This is a genomic window from Bradyrhizobium sp. UFLA05-109 (genome assembly GCF_054185165.1).
The window spans coordinates 29151-45890 of the sequence record NZ_JBBIAR010000073.1 but is presented as its reverse complement, the minus strand read 5'-3'; the positions used below and the strand labels follow the sequence as shown (position 1 = coordinate 45890).

Here is a 16740-nt window from a genome sequence, read left to right as displayed (position 1 = left end):
CTATTGTTCGTGGCGGCGGAAAACGATGGAACGTCACTCCACGAAACCCTGCACGCCGGTGAAGCGGTACTGGGTGAGCGGATCGGCGTCGATGCCTTAGCGCCGGCGATCGCCGCCAAGCTGATCGAGATTGACCAAGCGGAAGTGCGGTTTCGGCATCCGCTCGTTCGTTCCGCGGTGCACCAGACCGCCGATCTGGCTCTGCGCCAAAGGATTCACGCGGCGCTTGCGGCTGTTATTCAGGATCAGCTGGACCGCCAGTTGTGGCATCGGGCAGCAGCGACCATCGGACCGGATGAAGAACTCGCGAGCGAACACGATCAAATGGCAACGCGAGCGCTTCGAAAGGGCGCCGTCGCCATGGCGATCGAGGTGCTTGAGAATGCCGCGCGATTGAGCAGCACGGCAAAGACCAGGAGCGAGCGGCTGTTGCGTGCGTCCGAACTTACCGCCGATCTCGGCAAGCCGGACTTGCTGGAACATCTGCTACGTCAGATCGATGTCGACGAAACTGATCAGCTCATGGCTATGCGGATTGGCTGGTGTCGCGAGATTGGCCAGCCGCTGGCCGTCTACGATGCCGCCAAAATCCCCGCTTTGCTTGGTTTCGCCAACAAGGCCAATGCTGCCGGGGCGAAGGGGCTGGCAAGCAATTTCCTGTGGCGTGCCGCCCAACGCTGCTGGTGGACCAATGCAAGTGACGACATCCGTGCCAAGGTTCTGGTTGCGGCAAACAGCCTGGAGTTGGCGGACACCGACCCCCGCCTGATCGCAACACTCGCCTATGTCGAGCCGCTTCGACGCGGACACGACGTGCGCAGCAGGCTCCAGAGTCTTTTTGAACGGGGAAGCGACGATCCCGCCATCGCGAGAATACTCGGAACGACCGCCAATTGCATTGGGGCTTTCGACCTCAATGTAGGCTATCTCGCTGGCGTCAATGCCGCGCTGCGTGCGCAAGGGCGGCTCGGCGATCTCGCGCGCGTTCTTTGCACGCAAGCGCATGCCGAAATGGAGGTCGGCAATTGGACCGGCGCGATGAGAGAGGCCGAGGAAGCCGTCCGCTTTGGCGAAGAGACGAACGAACCTCTCTGGATCGCCGGTGCCACGATTCTGAAAGCCAGGCTTGCCGGAATGCAAGGTCATCTGGAGCAATCGGAAGCATATGCGGCGCAGGCAGAGCGCTTGCTGCTGTCCATCGGCGCCGGTTTCTTGCAGGCATTACTGCAAGTCGCACGAGGCGTGTCCGCCATCGGAGCCGGGCAGCATTGGTTGGCTTACGAACATTTGCGACGCATTTTCGCACCTGGCGATCCAGCTTTTAATTCCGGCATTGAGTTCTATGGGCTCGCGGATTTTGTGGAAGCGGCCGTTTATTCCGGTAACGCCGACACGGCTCGTGGTGCGGTCGATGAGGTGGAGCGCGTCACGGCACCAACGCCGGTGCCGTGGATCGCGACTATGCTGCACTACGGCAGGGCGCTACTTGCCGCACCCGAAGATGCTGAGCAGTTTTTCTTGCGAGGTCTTGGGCCGGCGGCAGAGAAGTGGCCGTTTCTGCGGGGGCGTCTACTCCTCGCTTATGGCGGGTGGCTGCGCCGCCAACGCAGATCAGCCGACGCGAGGACTCCACTCCGTGAGGCCCGTAACATCTTTGATGCGCTCGGTGCTTCGCCCTGGAGCGACCGCGCTCGGGAGGAATTGCGTGCTTCGGGTGAATCCAGCCGCCGACGGACCGAACAGGTCTGGGAAACGCTTACTCCGCAAGAGCTTCACGTCGCACAGCTCGCCGCCGAGGGCCTATCGAACAAGGAGATCGGCGCGAGACTTTATCTGTCTCACAGAACGGTCGGTTACCACCTACACCGGATCTTCTCCAAAACTGGCATCACGTCGCGATCGGGATTGCGACCCATTATCGCCAGCTTCGTCCAACCGGAAAACTGACGACCAATCTGTCATCGGACTGGTCATTTGACAGATGCCCCCGGCCCCGCCGGCGGACTATCTGGGCGGTTGCGTGTAACCCACTCGCAGAGATTGACCATGAAACCCCTCTCCTTACTTGCAACGCTCAGCCTCGGAGCCATCCTGATGACTCAAACAGCCCACGCGGCCCCAGATGCCGCCACCGATCCTCGGATCGATTCACAAGTTCGCTCGTTTCTTACCAAGATTAACAAGGACTCCAGTCCATTCTGGGAGCTGCCCCAGCCAAAGCCGCAACAGATCCTCACCGAGCTGCAGCGCCAGACAGCCATCGATATGTCTGGAGTTACGACGACCGAGCAAACTATTAGTCAGGATGGCCGCCCGGTGAAGCTGTACATCATGAAGCCGGCCCAGATCAGCGGCACGCCGGGCGTGCTACTATTCATCCATGGTGGTGTCTGGATCGTCGGCAATTTCGAGAATCATCAGCGTCTACTGCGCGATCTCGTCGTCGGCTCAGGACAGATCGGCGTATTCGTCGAATATACGTCCCTTCCCGAGGCAAAATTTCCCACTCAACTCGATCAATGCTACACGGCACTGCAATGGGTCGCTCAGCATGCCCAAGAATTCGGTGCCGATGGCAGCCGCATCGCCGTGGCTGGCAATTCTGTCGGCGGTAATATGGCGGCGGCGCTTGCTCTGATGAGCAAGGACCGCGGCGGAGCCAAGATCAGTTATCAGGCTCTCCTGATCCCAGCGACCGACGCCAGTGTTGATACCGGCTCGTATCGCGAGTATGGAACAGGCCGCTTCCTGGCGCGGGCCTTCATGAAATATGGTTGGGATCTCTATGCTCCCGACGCCAAGACCCGCGATAATCCCTATGTGTCGCCACTGCGCGCCAGTATCGACCAGCTCAAGGGCCTGCCGCCAGCACTGGTCATCACTGCGGAAAACGATCCTCTCCGAGACGAAGGCGAGGCTTACGCAAGGAAGTTGAAGGATGCAGGCGTGAGCGTCACCGCTGTTCGCTACAACGGGACGATTCATGATTTCGTGCTGCTGAATGCGATCCGTAAGGTACCCTCGACCGAGGCGGCTATCGGCCAGATTAACGACGACTTGCGCCGGCATCTCGAACCGGCAACGCACTAACAATACGAATTAGGGGCGGGCGCCAGCACCGCCCCTAATTCCAAATGTTCGCGCGACGTTGTGATGCGGTTCTATCCCAAGTCGCCGCGGCCGAGCTACGCGGATCAAAAGTGCAAGACCGAAGCCTGTGCCCTAGTCCCCATCTGACGGGGCGAACCACGCGATGCACAGTTTGCTGAGGGAGGCCCTGTCGCAAGCCTGCGGCATGAGCATTGCTATTTCAAAATCAACTGGGATTTCCGGGCCCAGTTTTGAGACAGATCGCAGCGGACATCGGGTGCCGCTACAGGCAAAGGGATTCAGCGATGTGGCCGCAGCTCTCGTTAAGGTCGGCTCAGTGGCGCATAGCGGCCTAGACTTGCTCAGGTTGAGTTCTTCGCCTGCTTACCCAGAGCCGACTTCGCTCCCTCTCCGGCCGCTGTACACCCGTAAATAAATAACTGTAGGATAACTCAGCCGGTCGGCGCGTTCGCGATCGACCGCCGCGCGACGAGAATATTGTCAATACACTGTTGCCGGCTACCTACGGCCAAGCCAAGCGAGCGGCGAACGCCGGAAGCCGACCTAGGGCACGTTAACGGGTGGCATGAATGCGGTCGGGCGCGGCACGAAATCTGTTTGATGTTGGCCGCGTGCGGCCAACATGAGCGAAAACGCAACAAAGAGAATGAGAAGCCCTCGCATCATTCGCCATCAAATTATGGCATAGCTAACATACTGGCGAGCGCAACCTCGCCGTTTCCCGGACCGCCCGACGCAAAATAGATCGCAGCAAGCGCGACTAACCCTAGGATGCCATAACCAGCAGCGATCCATCCGTCGTAGTCTCGTGTCGCCTGAATTGGTGGCGCGGAATGAGCATATTCTGTGGTTGCCATGACCTAACTCCTTCGAGTTTGGCGTGCGATGCGCGCGCCGAGATGACGGCGAATACAGCCTCACTTGCAAAATGCATCAGGCCTTACTGGTTGGATCGAATGTCTTCGTGCAAGGTGGCATGCTGTTCTATGCCGCCTGACGTGCGTATGCCCTTGTGGACGCCAACCACGGTCGCGCCAACCAGGAACAAACAGGCATAGAAGACCAGCACGGCCTTCACCCAACGCTTCTGAGTGATCCTGTCTTCGTGGCTGCTCGCAGCTGGTTCGTTCAGCAAAAAGCCATTGGTAACGTGTGCGGAGTCCTCACTGAAATAATCCATAGGAAAAGCTCCTTGGAATTTGTTCGGAGGTCTACTTCCAAAAGACGTCTTGCTCCAAATTTCTGGCACTCGGAAACGCAATTTCACCTGCAGGACTTCTGCTTCACGCAAATTTCCGTGCTCAGACTAGCCCCGGCTCCGGAAGCACTATGTGAAGCTGTGCACTGTAGGGCATTGCAAACCCTACAAAGGTTCATCGGATGCCCTGTATTTCTGGCGCAGTCGCGCTGCGGCTGCCTTGAGCGAATCGGCTCCATCAGGCCGCACGAATAGAAAATGGGACGCCGCCCAGATCTGTGTATTAGCGCGGCCATCTTGGCCGATGAGGATGAGTCCTGCCCCGCCATTGGCTACCGTTAGAATGACAGGCTCGCCCTTCCATGTCTTGATTGGCTCCATTCCGATGATGAGAAATTCACCAATCGGCTGATCAAAATATTGAAGCCTTAGTTGTGGCGCGATCTCTGCGACCGCGAGTCCAAAACCCACCTGTTGAGCGCGGGCATAAATTTCGGCAAGCGGTACAGTATCGGTCCGAAAGCCGAGATCAGCCGCCGATATTGCAACGAGATTCACATTTCTTTTAGTGTCGCTGAGAGCAAAAGCTGGTCGGGCAAGAATTTCGCCGGCCGCTTCTCCGATCCCACAACCGGCTGCATGCAACGCGCTAGTGAGGGCTACGGTATCCGCGAAGGTACCTACCTTGATTGTCTTCCACACCGAGGCATCGGCGGCAGATCTGATTGGACTTTTTGGCGTACTCGCTAATGGAGTCTCGGACCTCAGTCGGTTCGATAGGACGTCCCGCGCCGAGCATTGCGCGCGAGCTTCGCCTGCAAACCAAACTATCCACGCGATGAAGAGCGTCGCAATAATGACAGCGCTACGGCGCCATCCTATCGAACAATGCGCCAGGGCATATTTGCACGGTGTGTTCGGCCTCATGGCAATCTAACCTCTCGAAAGGTTAAATTGAAAACAAGACGTGCAGTCACGCTGCGGCCACACGGCCTCACCAGATGTGAAGCCGCTCACATCCGCCGTCGCTTACCGGCCCTTAGCGAACCTGCACAACAACAGTTCTGACTAGAAAGAAGACCCGCCTCCGAGTCATTGGAAAGAACGGAGGGTAGTGCGTCAACTCAATCATGCCCGCTGTAATTTGGATGTATCCGTGGGCGGGGCACTGGCGCTCGAGCATTCCAATTCCAGTATTCCAATCTTCAAATCAACGGGCGGAAGTCCGTAAGCCCACTATCCGTTCACGTCGGATCCCCAACGGGATCTAACGCAGCTCTACTCTAGCATCATTAAAACCAAAGCACCAGAGATCGGGAAAAAGTGGTAAAGAGATCTGGCACGTGCGATAAGCGGTGTGAGTTCGATCGAGAGATAGAGCCATCACGACCGTCTTCTCCTGAAGGAGATTTTGCATCACGACTTTCGCAGTCACTATAGGCGTAATTTTCCGGCCACCGCGTGAACCCGTTCGCATCAGCATCGATCACAGGTGAATGAGACTAGCAGGTCAATAGTGCAACTTCTTGGACTAATGCGCACGGCCCAAGAGCATGTCAGTGCGCGATCTGCAAATCACAGATACCGACAGTAATTTGTCGCAGCATTTGATCCCAACGTCTTATCAGGGCTGGAGGTCCCCATGTCCACGGATGCAGCCGAATTCGCATCGCATCGATTCTCGACGCGCGAGATTCCGGAACGGATGAGAGTCCCTATTTGGCGAGAGAGCTTTGGGCGAGGCATAGTCCACGTCGATATCGAGCCATTGTCGGACGTTCCGTTTCAGGCCGACGCAACGCTGCAAGCGGTCCGGGGGTTGCGCCGCCTCGCATTGAAAGGCTCCTCCATGCGGTTCAAGCGCTTGCAAGCGAGCATCGCTGATAGTGACGACTCGATTGGAATCATCGTTTGCGCTCCCGGCAGAAGTCTGCTGTCGCAGCGCTGCCAGGAAGTTGAGCTTCGCGCCGGCGACGCAGCCGCAATTCTGCATTCGGAGCCCGCCAACGTCACCTATGTCGACGGATTGCTATTCGGTCTGGCCGTGCCCCGCCACGCACTTGCACAGCGCGTGGCGAATGTCGAAAGCCTCGCCATGCGGCCGATTTCACACCGAACTGAAGCGCTCCGGCTCCTCATGGCTTATCTAAAGTCGGCATTCAAGGATCGGGCCCTGGCCGCCCCCAGGCTGCGTGATGCGGTCCTGGCTCACATCTATGATCTCGTGGCGCTCGCGATCGGCGAATGCACTCCCTTAGGGGAGAGCAACGTGAACGCGGTCGTGGCTGCGCGCTGCAGCGCCACCCTCGATTACATCGCCGCGCACTTTCAGCAGCCAGAGCTTAGCGTCGAGATGGTAGCGCGCTGCCAAGGCATCTCACCTCGCTATCTGCAGCGACTGATCGCGTCATCAGGATCATCGTTCACCCGGCACGTGAATGAGTTGCGTCTCCAGCGGGCGCTCGAACTGCTAACTGAGTCTCACGCAAGCACGCAGCGAATTTCCGACATCGCGTTAGAAGCCGGCTTCTCGGACGTTTCGCATTTCAATCGATTGTTCCGGGCGCGCTTCGGCGAGTCGCCACGTGGCCTGCGTTGCGCCGGAGGCAGCACCAGGTGACCTCGAATCCCTGCGCCGCGTGAGTAGTAACGAATAGTCCGTGATGGGAAATTTGCAGGGCAATGATGGCCAAAGGTCTGCTGTTGATGGCCCTATGCTGAACGGCGCTCAAGCCATTGTCATGGCGGCTGTCGGCGGCAAGCCGGACGCTGGGGTGTGCGTGCCCGGATCGCCGCTTGTGACCCGACGCGGACATCGGAGACCTCTGCCTTGGCGGTCACAAGGCCGGTAGCTGCCAACGGGCGATCGAGATCCCAGCACGCTCGGCGACCTCGCTCAAGGTCCAACCTTGGACCTTGCGCGCGGAACGACGTCGCAGAGTTACCCGAGGTCGCCACCGGCGACGGGCAAGATACTGCCTGTGACATAACTTGCTTCATCCGACGCCAAGAACAGGATTGGTGCGACCTGCTCGTCGATTGAGCCGTACCGCCCAAGGAAGCTAGATTCCTTAACCTGCTTGACGACCTTGTTCATCCATCCCTTTTCTTCAGCCGTGTCGCCATCGGCGTTGCGCGGCACTCGCCTCGGCGGCGCCTCTGTGCCACCGGGAGCCGTCGCGACGACGCGTATGTTGCCCGACGCGTACTCCATCGCCAAGCTTTGAGTGATCGCGTTGATTCCCCCTTTTGCCGCCGAGTATGGCACCCGGTGAATGCCGCGCGTCGCGTTCGATGAGACGTTCACGATCGTACCCCTGCCCCGCTGGGTGAGGTGCGGAATCACGGCGTGGCAACACCACAAGGTGGGCATTAACGAGCGCCGAATCTCTGCCTCGATCTGCTGCGGCTCGAACCGGTGGTAAGGTCGCATCCGGATTGCGCCGCCGACGTTGTTAATAAGGATATCGATGGCACCGAAGTGTCTGATGGCCTCGGCCATGGCGGCTTCAGCACCCTCGTGGGTTTCGAGATCGCATTCGAAGCCGCGGCCTCTGACACCCGCTTCCGAGGCGACATCACCGACGAAGTCCGCACGATCGACGAACAGGACGTTGCCGCCCTCAGCCGCGGCCCGCAGTGCCACGGCACGTCCGATGCCTTGAGCGGCACCGGTCACGACCAGCGTCTTTCCGGCAAAGCGGCCTTCAAAGATCATGCTGCCAGCGCTTCGGTCGCAGAGAACTTCTCGTAGAAGAAATGCGAGGGACTCACCCTCTTTTCTGTGAAGAACATCCGCACCGCCTCCACCATCGGCGGCGGACCACACAGATAGACGTCGCAGTCGCCGTCGTTGAGATACTCGTCCGCAAGATGCGCCGTGACATAGCCCTTCAGCGGATGGGTGGTATCCGGGTTGGCGACGCAGGTCGCCCAGGTGAGCGTCGGCAGTCGCTTGGCAAGCGCTACGATCCGCTCGATCTCGACCAAATCACCATCATTGGTGACGCCGTAGATCAGATGCACCGGCTGGTCGGTGCCTTGGTCGGCGAGGACTTCGAGCATCGACAGGATCGGCGCGAGGCCCGTACCGCCGGCGAGCATCACGACCGGGCGGTCGACCGCGCGTAGGAAGAAGCTTCCTTGTGGTCCGACAAACGTCATCCTGGTGCCGGCCTTGGCCTCGCTCGCGAGCCAGCCGCTCATCAGACCGCCCGGCACGTTGCGGATCAGGAAGCTGGCCTCACTCGCCCCCACCTTCGAACTGAACGAGTAGGAACGAAGCTGGCTCGTCCCGGGCACCGTGAGGTTCACGTACTGGCCAGGCAGGAATCCCAACGCGTCCGGTCTGTCGAGCTTGAGCCTCAGGATGATCGTGCTGTCCGAGACAAGTTCGACCGAGCTCACCTCGGCGCCATGTTCAGCGGGCTTAACCTTGCAGGCGGTGGACGGAACCGGCACGGCGATGACGCAATCCGAGGACGGCACCATTTGGCAGGTCAGCACCAGTCCCTCCTCGGACTCGGCTCGACTCAAGGCGTCGTCGAGATATTCGTCGCCGAGATCGTATTCACCCTGCTCGCAGCGGCATTTGCAGGTGCCGCAAACGCCATCCGAACAGTCCATCGGCAGGTTGATCTTGTTGCGATAGGCCGCGTCCAGGACCTTCTCGCCCTGGTTGCAATCGATGAAACGGGTGGCCCCGTCCTCGAAATTGAGTGCTACGCGATAAGTCATGTCTTGCTCTCCGGCGATCCCAACGAGCGGCGTCAGATGTGATAGATGTCGATGACCTGGTGGATGTAGTCGCTCTTGAGCACGACCTTCTTGGTCAGGATCCGCAGTTCCTCACCGCGCGTATCCAGCGTGTAGAAGGCGGCACCGAAGAAGCTGTCGGTCTTCTTGTAGCGGTGGCTGAGCGTGTGCCAGTTGAAGCGCAGGTCGAGCTCGCCGTCGCGCTTCTCCAAGATTTCGACATTCGAGACATTGTGGCTGGTACGCGGCTCCGGCGTGCTCGCGCCGGACCGCTCGGTCTTGATGCGGAAGACGCGATCTTCCAGTCCCTCCCGGTTGGGATAGTAGATCAGCGAGATATGCTGCTGCGGGTCCTCGACGAGGAGGTCGTCGTCGTCCCACGCCGGCATCCAGAAACTGGCCTTGGGCGAATAGAGCTTGATCCATTCGTCCCACTGCCGGTCATCCAGCAGCCGCGCCTCGCGAAAGAGGAAGGACCGGACCTGTTCGAGATCGAAATTGCTGATGGGCACGAGCGTGCTGGCGGTTGCGATGCTCATGCTGCCTCTCCCCGCAACGCAACGACGTCGCCTGCCGCTTCGCCGCCATGTCGCAGGACCGCCTGGCGCAACGACTTGGCCCAGAACTCATGCTGGCGCACGAACAGGCCTTCGTCCTCGCTGCGTTCGCCGCTCAGCAGCGGCTCGAGGCCGATCGCCCTGGCGTTCTCATCCGGGCCGTCGATCCAATGGACGGCGCCCCGACTGAGGTCGTTCCAGAGTTCGCCGGCGCCGACATAGGCGGTCTGACAAGCACGGAATTCTTCCAGATCGTCCGGCGTGCCCATGCCGGAGACGTTGAAGAAGTCCTCGTATTGCCGGATGCGGGTCGCGCGTTCCTTCGCGTCCTCTCCTTTGGGCGCGAAGCAGTAGATGGTCACCTCGGTCTCGTCGACGCTGATCGGCCGCACCACACGGATCTGCGTCGAGAACTGGTCCATGAGGTAGACATTCGGATAGATTCCGAGATTGCGGGTCTGACCGATGATGAAGCCGGCGCGATCCTTGCCGAGACGCGCTTCGAGCTCGTCCTTGTGATTGAAGACGGGCCGGACTTCGGGATTTAGCAGATTGGTCCAGAGCAGGATGTGTCCGTTCTCGAAGCCGTAGACCCCGCCCACGCTCCTGGACCAGCCGTTGGCGTCGACCGTCTTGGTGCCCTCGTTCTCATAGTTGCGATGGCCCATGGTCGCCGAGTAGTTCCAATGCACGGAGCTCACGTGATATCCATCGGCGCCGTTCTCCATCTGGAGCTTCCAATTGCCGTCGTAGATGTAGGAGGAATTACCGCGCAGCACCTCGATGCCGCCAGGCGCCCCGTCGACGATCTGGTCGATCACGGCCTTCGCGCCGCCCAGATGCTCCTCGAGGGAAGCGACGTTCGGATTGAGGCTGCCGAACAGAAAGCCGCGATAGCTCTCGAAGCGCGGAACCTTCGCCAGGTCGTGCGAGCCGTGGGTGTTGAACGAGGCCGGGTAGTCGCCAGTCTTGCCGTCCTTAACCTTGAGGAGCTTGCCCGAATTGCTGAAGGTCCAACCGTGGAATGGACAGGTAAAGCTGCCCTTGTTGCCGTGCTTTCGCCGGCATAGCATTGCGCCGCGATGGGCGCAGGCATTAATCATCGCATGGAGCTCGCCTGCCTTATCGCGGGTGATCATGATCGGTTTGCGGCCGATCCAGGCGCTGAAATAGTCGTTGTTTTCAGGTATCTGGCTCTCGTGCGCCAGGAACACCCAGTTGCCCTCGAAGATGTGCTTCATCTCCAGCTCGAACATCTCAGCATCGGTGAAGATGTCGCGCCGGCACCGGAAGAGCCCGCGCTCCTTGTCTTCGACCACCGCGCCGTCGATGCGCTCCAGCAGTGTCGTCATAGTTTCCTCTCCTCTTCGTATTTGTTGCCGTGTCGCAGCGCTACCCGGGGCTTAGGCAGCCTCGGCACGCGGGCGGCTGGAAAGGTGCTCGTCGGAACCGTCGCCGGCGCGCTGGAGCTGGAAGTCAAAGTTGATGTAGGCGCTGTCGCCCTGGCGCTGCGGGACCGGCAGCAGACCGTCGCGGGTGGCGAACGCGAAGTCGTCAGCGGCATGCGGATCGTCGCCGAAGTTGATCTGCGTCGTCAGCTTCCGGTAACCGGGCGCTTCGATGAAGAAGTGGACGTGTGCCGGGCGATGACCGTGGCGGCCGATCGCCTTCATCAGCGTGTCGGTGGCGCCGCCGGGCGGCACGGAATAGCCGTTCGGCATCTTGGAGTGGAAAGAGTATTTTCCGTCGGCGCCGAGCTTGATGCGCGCGCGGTTGTTGAACGGCGTCTGTTCACGGGTCGGGTCGAAGTGCGAGTACCAGCCCTGTGAGTTGGCGTGCCAGACGTGCAGGATCGCGTCCGTGACCGGTTCGCCATCCGGACCGGTAACGCGCCCCCTCATGTACAGGCTGCCAGTCTCGTCCGGATCCTTTGTCAGATTGACATCGCCTTCCTCAAGCGGCGCGCCGGAGACGTAAAGGGGCCCCTCGATGGTGCGCGGCGTACCGCCAGTGCGGCCCGCTTCCGCGTCCTTCGCATCCATAAATAGATCCAGGAAGTGCTCGAGGCCCGTACCTGGCACCAGCAGACCGAACTCCGGCGCGCCCTTCTGCAGGAAATTGATGGCGCCCCAGAAGTCGTCCTCGCTGATGTCGTGCCGGACGATGATCTCGGCGCCGGCCTCGACGATGTCGCGGACGATGGCCTTCAGGCGCGCATCCCCGCCGGGCTGATTGAGGCCCGCCGCCTTGTCGATCAATGCCTGGACGTTCGCAGTCTTCACGAAGCTCGTATCCATGTCGTCTCTCCCTTGGTTATAAGTCCGGCATACGGACGTTCGTCGTTCGAAACGTTTCAGCGCTCGTCGTCGTAGATTGAGGAAGGGTGCCGGCATAGCGGCGTGACCTTCATTTCCATGAACGGATAGAGCGGAAGGCTCATCAGGATGTCGTGAAGCTCGGCGTTGCTCTCGACATCAAAGATGCTGACGTTCGCGTAGTGGCCGACGACGCGCCAGATGTGGCGCCACTTGCCGGCACGCTGGAGCTCCTGAAACCGATCTTTCTCGCGAGCCTTGAGGCGTGCGGCTTCATCCTTGTTAAAGTCCATCGGGACACGGACGTTCATCTCAACCATCGTGAGCATGCGTCACGCTCCCTTCGCTGCGACGACATGCAAGGTTGGCGCGGTGCGGTCCCGACGAAACCGGGCGATCTTGTCCTCGTCGAGCGCGATCCCGAGACCAGGCCCCGTCGGCACCCCCAGCGAGAAGTCGGCGTAGTCCAGCGGCTCGGCCAAAATCTCCTCCGTGAGCAGGAGCGGGCCGAACAGCTCGGTACCCCAGGCGAGCTTGGGAAACGTCGCGAAGAGATGGGCGGAAGCTGCGGTGCCGACACCCGCCTCGAGCATGGTGCCGCCGTAGAGACCAATCCCTGAGGCATCGGCGATGGCCGCGACGTCGCGACCGGCATGCAGTCCGCCCGACTGGGCGATCTTCACGGCGAACACGCGGGCGGCGGCGCTGGCGGCAACACGGAACGCGTCGCGGGGACCATGTAGCGCCTCGTCGGCCATCAGCGGGATGCCGTGCCGCGCGGACAGACGCGCCATGGTGGCAAGCGCGTCGCGGGCGACCGGCTGTTCGACCAGGTCGCAGCCGGCGTCTTCCAGCATCTTCATGCCAGCGTCGGCCTGTGCCTCGTCCCAGCCTTGGTTGACGTCGACGCGGACGCTGCCCCGGTTTCCAATAGCTTTCTTGATCGCCGCAACATGCGCGACATCGTCGGCCACGCTGCGCTTGCCGATCTTCAGCTTGAAGATCGAATGTCGCCTGGCATCGATCATCGCCTCGGCTTCCTCGATGTCGCGCGCCGTATTTCCACTCGCGAGCGTCCAGGCCACCGCCAGGCGGTCGCGTACGCGTCCCCCGCCGATCAGTTCGGAGACGGGCACGCCGAGACGCTTGCCGGCGGCATCAAGCAGCGCGGTCTCGATCGCGCACTTGGCGATATGGTTGCCGACGACGCTGCGACCGATCTTCGACATTGTCTCGGCGACACGGGACACTTCACAGGTCTTCAGGACCGGCGCGATATAGGTATCGATTGCAAGCTTGATGCCTTCCGGGCTTTCTTCGCCGTAGCTCAGACCACCGATCGTGGTGCCCTCGCCGATCCCGATGACACCGTCTGAGCAGGTGATCCGGACCAGAACGACGGCTTGGCTGCGCATCGTGGCCATCGCCAGGACGTGAGGCCTTATCGTGGGCACATCGACTATAAAGGTATCGATCTGGGCAGCTTTGCTCGTCACCGGCGCATCCTCGAATTCGCATTTCTTGGCTGAAAACTAGATATTTGCGGCATCGATGGCAAAGACCGATTGGGTCCAATATTATACCCGTGAGGTATACGGCTTCAGATGGGACAATGGTCACCTCTGCTTTTCCGTACGTTCGACAACGAGTATCGGTGTGTCGTCCGCCGCCAGGGACCTTCGATAGCCGCCCCGATCGGTCACCCTCTCGAAAAGCAAGGCGACCCGCCTCGCTGGAGCCAATGGCTGACGGTCGTCTCTTTCTCTACGTCAAGGTGTCCCATGAGCACTCGGTTTACCCGGCCGGCGATTGCTAGCCCGTTGAGACATGCTAAACATTGTTGTGATTGTCGGCCTTGGAGCCGACGTGCATCGGGATAGCGCTTCGATCTTCAGGTCAGAGGCGGCTCGCAGAGTTCAAGCCGCATCGAATTCACTGCGCGCAGCCCTGCGGTTAAGCACTTGGATCGGTGATCGACTTTCAGCCCTTCACGCCGATCTAGGGATTTTAGGCGCTGGCCGCTCCAATTGCGGTTCGATCCACAGGCGCGAAGCTTCGGATTTCCTTGAGGATGGTGCAGGCGCAGTGGCCACACTTTGCCGTGCAGCCGAGCAAGGCGTACACGCGACTGACCCGCGGGCACGGTGCGACGCTTGCGATCGCAGATCTAATCTCGAGCTCGCTGAGGACGTTGCAACTGCAAACGATCACGGCGCATTCCTGGCTGGAGAAGCTGCTAGGATCGCAACGGGAGGCAGTCCTGGCGAGACTGCCGCCGCCACGATGGTGGATGAAGCGAGACCACCCTAGGGCGTAACATCCGATCGAAACAGGACCGCCTCAGTCTATATTCATACCTGCGGGGTATGGTGCCCGCCCAATTCCCCTCCTCATCGGAGGGACACGTCGGGTACTATGTCGCTCGACGGTCAAGCACAGCCCGCGTCGCGGCCTACATCCATGTTTCGGCGTTGTCGGATGAGCCGATGCTTGCCGATCCCAATGTTGTCCTCCCAGCCGGTCCGCACCGCGTCGGCGCTCCGTTGAATGACGCGTCGCGTTTCCGCGAGCGGGAGGGGTTGCCGGATCAGCTTGAAGCGAAGGATCGATTGTGTCTATCTCAATACTCGAGAGGTATGGACGCGATTGGAGGGCTGTTCCCATGGAGCTCCGTCATCTGCGCTACTTCACCACCGTGGCTGCGGAGGGCTCCTTCAGTCGCGCCGCCGAGAAACTCCACATTGCGCAACCACCGTTAAGCCGCCAAGTACAGCAGCTCGAGGACGAACTGGGCGTGCGTCTGCTCGATCGTGGGCGACCGCTTACGTTGACAGAGCCCGGACGATATCTGTTCGAACAGGGACGCCAGATCCTGCAGCGCATTGATGAGATGCGCGCGATGACCAAGCGGATCGCCAAAGGGACGGTATTACAGTTCAACATTGGCTTTGTCGCATCCACCCTCTATGACGCTCTTCCGGAACTTATCCGCCGCTTCCGCATCATCATGCCCGGCGCAGAGGTCAATCTTCTGGAGATGACGACGCTCGAGCAGGTCGCAGCACTAAAGGACGGTCGTATCGATGTAGGTTTCGGCCGACTGAGATTCGACGATGAGGCGATCGTCCGTAGCGTCATCCGTGAAGAACGCGTCTGCCTTGTGGTACCACGCCGGCACAAATTGGCGGCCAAGAAGGTAAAGTTGCGGCTGCGCGCAACCGCTGACGAACCTCTTATTGTCTATCCCAAGTCGCCGCGGCCGAGCTACGCGGATCAAGTTCTTTCATTCTATCGCGATGCAGGCATTGAGCCGCGGGTCGCGATGGAGGCGAAGGAGTTGCAGACCGCGCTCGGTCTTGTCGCCTCTGGTGGCGGGGTCTGCATCGTGCCTGCCTCCGTGAGGCGCTTCGGGCGCGACGACGTATGCTTCATCGACCTCGATGAGCCGAAGATGATTTCGCCGATCATCATGAGCTATCGCAAGAATGACGCGTCAATGCTGCTCACGCAACTGATCAAGCTGGTTCGCGAATTCGACAAATGGGATACATCTACCGGCCACCCAGCCCCCAGCTCGTCTATGGTCCGTGGCAATTCCGTGCCATAGCAACGTCTCACGGCGGAACTGACGCGCAGGCCGCGGTAGCCGGCCCTTACGACAGGTTCCGTGCTGCCAATTGCCGATTCTCGACAGGCAAACTAGCGATCTATGAATTGGTCAAGCGCATAAGGGGCAGCGACGCACGTCTCCCAAACCTGTCGCGGCTCAACGAGGTCCGGTTAGGATTTCGCGCTGGGAAGGGACAATAAGGTTCACGCTTTTCGACTCCTGAACCTCAAACCGGTCGGATTCGACTCATTTTTGCTAGGAGCGTCCTTCCCCGTGCGCTCAGCCCAAGGACCGCCGGCCTACACCGCCGATCAGACAAAACCGGGGCCGGCGGGTCCGACGGTGAAACTGACACGGAGCGCCTAACCCGAAACGGCTAGTCTGGTTATACGACTGGAACCAAATGCACCATTAGTTGATTAAAAGGCATCAATCGCTCAACGGAGTGCGATTCATGCGTGACGAAGAGCTAGCTGCCAAAGCCCTTGGGGATGCGCAGCGTATTCTGGAAGAATACCTCAAGCCCCAACCACGCACCAACGAGCGCGTAATCCTTGATCAATTGGTTGAAGTGCTCGAACGTCCCGATCTTCTTGTTGCAATCAGTCGGATGAAGCACAGTCGCTAGCGTCGTCGCGGTCCTGCTGGGCAAGCTTTGACCATTCGTCGGCTAGTGCGAGCCAAGCCTGTTCGTCTGCAGGATTGCGCGCGTTCGCTGCCCGATCCCGGCATTCCTCTGCAAATTTTAGGTACCTTGCCACTTCGTTAGACATGACGAAGCTTGCTCAGTGTTTGGCAGCAGCCAGAAACGCGCTGCACGCGTCCGCTTCTGGCGGGCCAACCAACAACCATGTGCCGACAGCAATCAGGAGCGAGCAGCCGAGAGTCCACCCTGCCAGCCGCATTAGGGCATTACATCCATCAGGGAAAGAGCAGCGGCATTGAAGCTTGGTCCGCCCGCCGCGAAGTAGATCGCGACGAGCGCGATAGCTGAAAAGACCACGTAACCAAGAATTATCAAGCCGTCGTAGCTACGAACTAGGGACGGCATTGCTGAGTATTGTGCAATAGCCATGGCCAAATGTCCTAATCGAGCAGCGCGTCATTGCGCGCCACGATTTTAGAACCGGTCCGAAAAATCAGTGTGAAGCAGTTCACGTCGGCAGAAAAAAAGAAACCCGCCCCGGCGATGAC

The 16740-nt window shown here is 59.8% G+C and carries 16 protein-coding genes; 5 read left to right on the top strand and 11 right to left on the bottom strand.

What is annotated here, in order from left to right:
* Together Q3C01_RS36840 and Q3C01_RS36835 are read left to right on the top strand one after the other, a co-directional pair.
* Window positions 1-1947 (top strand): helix-turn-helix transcriptional regulator (locus tag Q3C01_RS36840; RefSeq protein WP_458150191.1); only part of this gene is annotated, 1947 nt, incomplete at its 5' end.
* A gap of 99 nt (window positions 1948-2046) precedes the next feature.
* Complete coding sequence (locus tag Q3C01_RS36835) at window positions 2047-3090, top strand: alpha/beta hydrolase (protein ID WP_458150190.1); 1044 nt, start codon at window positions 2047-2049, stop codon at window positions 3088-3090.
* A 698-nt stretch (window positions 3091-3788) separates the two neighbouring features.
* On the opposite strand, the gene Q3C01_RS36830 is transcribed toward Q3C01_RS36835, so the two are convergent.
* The 3 genes from Q3C01_RS36830 to Q3C01_RS36820 all read right to left on the bottom strand — a co-directional run bounded on the left by Q3C01_RS36830 (window position 3789) and on the right by Q3C01_RS36820 (window position 5011).
* Window positions 3789-3968: a hypothetical protein gene (locus Q3C01_RS36830; protein ID WP_458150189.1), complete on the bottom strand. Its 180-nt coding sequence runs from the start codon at window positions 3966-3968 to the stop codon at window positions 3789-3791.
* A gap of 83 nt (window positions 3969-4051) precedes the next feature.
* Window positions 4052-4291: a hypothetical protein gene (locus Q3C01_RS36825; protein WP_458150188.1), complete on the bottom strand. Its 240-nt coding sequence runs from the start codon at window positions 4289-4291 to the stop codon at window positions 4052-4054.
* Between the two features lie 183 nt (window positions 4292-4474).
* A complete protein-coding gene (locus Q3C01_RS36820) occupies window positions 4475-5011 on the bottom strand; it encodes a hypothetical protein (protein ID WP_458150187.1) in 537 nt (178 codons plus the stop codon).
* Window positions 5012-5951: 940 nt separating this feature from the next.
* Between Q3C01_RS36820 and Q3C01_RS36815 the strand changes: the two genes are divergently transcribed.
* Window positions 5952-6929, top strand: coding sequence for a helix-turn-helix transcriptional regulator (locus tag Q3C01_RS36815; RefSeq protein ID WP_458150186.1), 978 nt, complete (start codon window positions 5952-5954; stop codon window positions 6927-6929).
* Between the two features lie 321 nt (window positions 6930-7250).
* Here the strand turns inward: Q3C01_RS36815 and benD are convergent, their stop codons facing one another.
* From benD to Q3C01_RS36780, 7 genes are read right to left on the bottom strand one after another with little or no spacing between them, the layout of a single operon-like run.
* Complete coding sequence (benD, locus tag Q3C01_RS36810) at window positions 7251-8027, bottom strand: benzoate diol dehydrogenase BenD (RefSeq protein WP_458150185.1); 777 nt, start codon at window positions 8025-8027, stop codon at window positions 7251-7253.
* Window positions 8024-9046 (bottom strand): benzoate 1,2-dioxygenase electron transfer component BenC, encoded by a 1023-nt coding sequence (benC, locus tag Q3C01_RS36805; RefSeq protein ID WP_458150184.1) that lies wholly within the window; start codon window positions 9044-9046, stop codon window positions 8024-8026. The genes benD and benC overlap by 4 nt, the downstream gene beginning before the upstream one ends.
* Before the next feature lie 32 nt (window positions 9047-9078).
* On the bottom strand, window positions 9079-9603 hold the full coding sequence (benB, locus tag Q3C01_RS36800; protein WP_458150183.1) for a benzoate 1,2-dioxygenase small subunit: 525 nt from the start codon (window positions 9601-9603) through the stop codon (window positions 9079-9081).
* Window positions 9600-10973, bottom strand: a complete 1374-nt coding sequence (locus Q3C01_RS36795; protein WP_458150182.1) for a Rieske 2Fe-2S domain-containing protein — start codon at window positions 10971-10973, stop codon at window positions 9600-9602. The genes benB and Q3C01_RS36795 overlap by 4 nt, the downstream gene beginning before the upstream one ends.
* Window positions 10974-11024: 51 nt before the next feature.
* Window positions 11025-11918 (bottom strand): dioxygenase family protein, encoded by an 894-nt coding sequence (locus Q3C01_RS36790; RefSeq protein ID WP_458150181.1) that lies wholly within the window; start codon window positions 11916-11918, stop codon window positions 11025-11027.
* A 56-nt stretch (window positions 11919-11974) separates the two neighbouring features.
* Window positions 11975-12265: a muconolactone Delta-isomerase gene (gene catC / locus Q3C01_RS36785; RefSeq protein ID WP_458150180.1), complete on the bottom strand. Its 291-nt coding sequence runs from the start codon at window positions 12263-12265 to the stop codon at window positions 11975-11977.
* A gap of 3 nt (window positions 12266-12268) precedes the next feature.
* Window positions 12269-13432: a muconate/chloromuconate family cycloisomerase gene (locus Q3C01_RS36780; RefSeq protein ID WP_458150179.1), complete on the bottom strand. Its 1164-nt coding sequence runs from the start codon at window positions 13430-13432 to the stop codon at window positions 12269-12271.
* Window positions 13433-14598: 1166 nt separating this feature from the next.
* Here Q3C01_RS36780 and Q3C01_RS36775 point away from each other — a divergent pair.
* Both Q3C01_RS36775 and Q3C01_RS36770 read left to right on the top strand, forming a co-directional pair.
* The gene (locus tag Q3C01_RS36775) at window positions 14599-15543 is read left to right on the top strand and encodes a LysR family transcriptional regulator (RefSeq protein WP_458150178.1); all 945 of its coding nucleotides are present in this window, start codon (window positions 14599-14601) and stop codon (window positions 15541-15543) included.
* Window positions 15544-16000: 457 nt separating this feature from the next.
* A complete protein-coding gene (locus Q3C01_RS36770; RefSeq protein WP_458150177.1) occupies window positions 16001-16174 on the top strand; it encodes a hypothetical protein in 174 nt (57 codons plus the stop codon).
* Window positions 16175-16450: 276 nt separating this feature from the next.
* On the opposite strand, the gene Q3C01_RS36765 is transcribed toward Q3C01_RS36770, so the two are convergent.
* Window positions 16451-16621 (bottom strand): hypothetical protein, encoded by a 171-nt coding sequence (locus Q3C01_RS36765; RefSeq protein WP_458150176.1) that lies wholly within the window; start codon window positions 16619-16621, stop codon window positions 16451-16453.
* Window positions 16622-16740 lie beyond the last annotated feature (119 nt).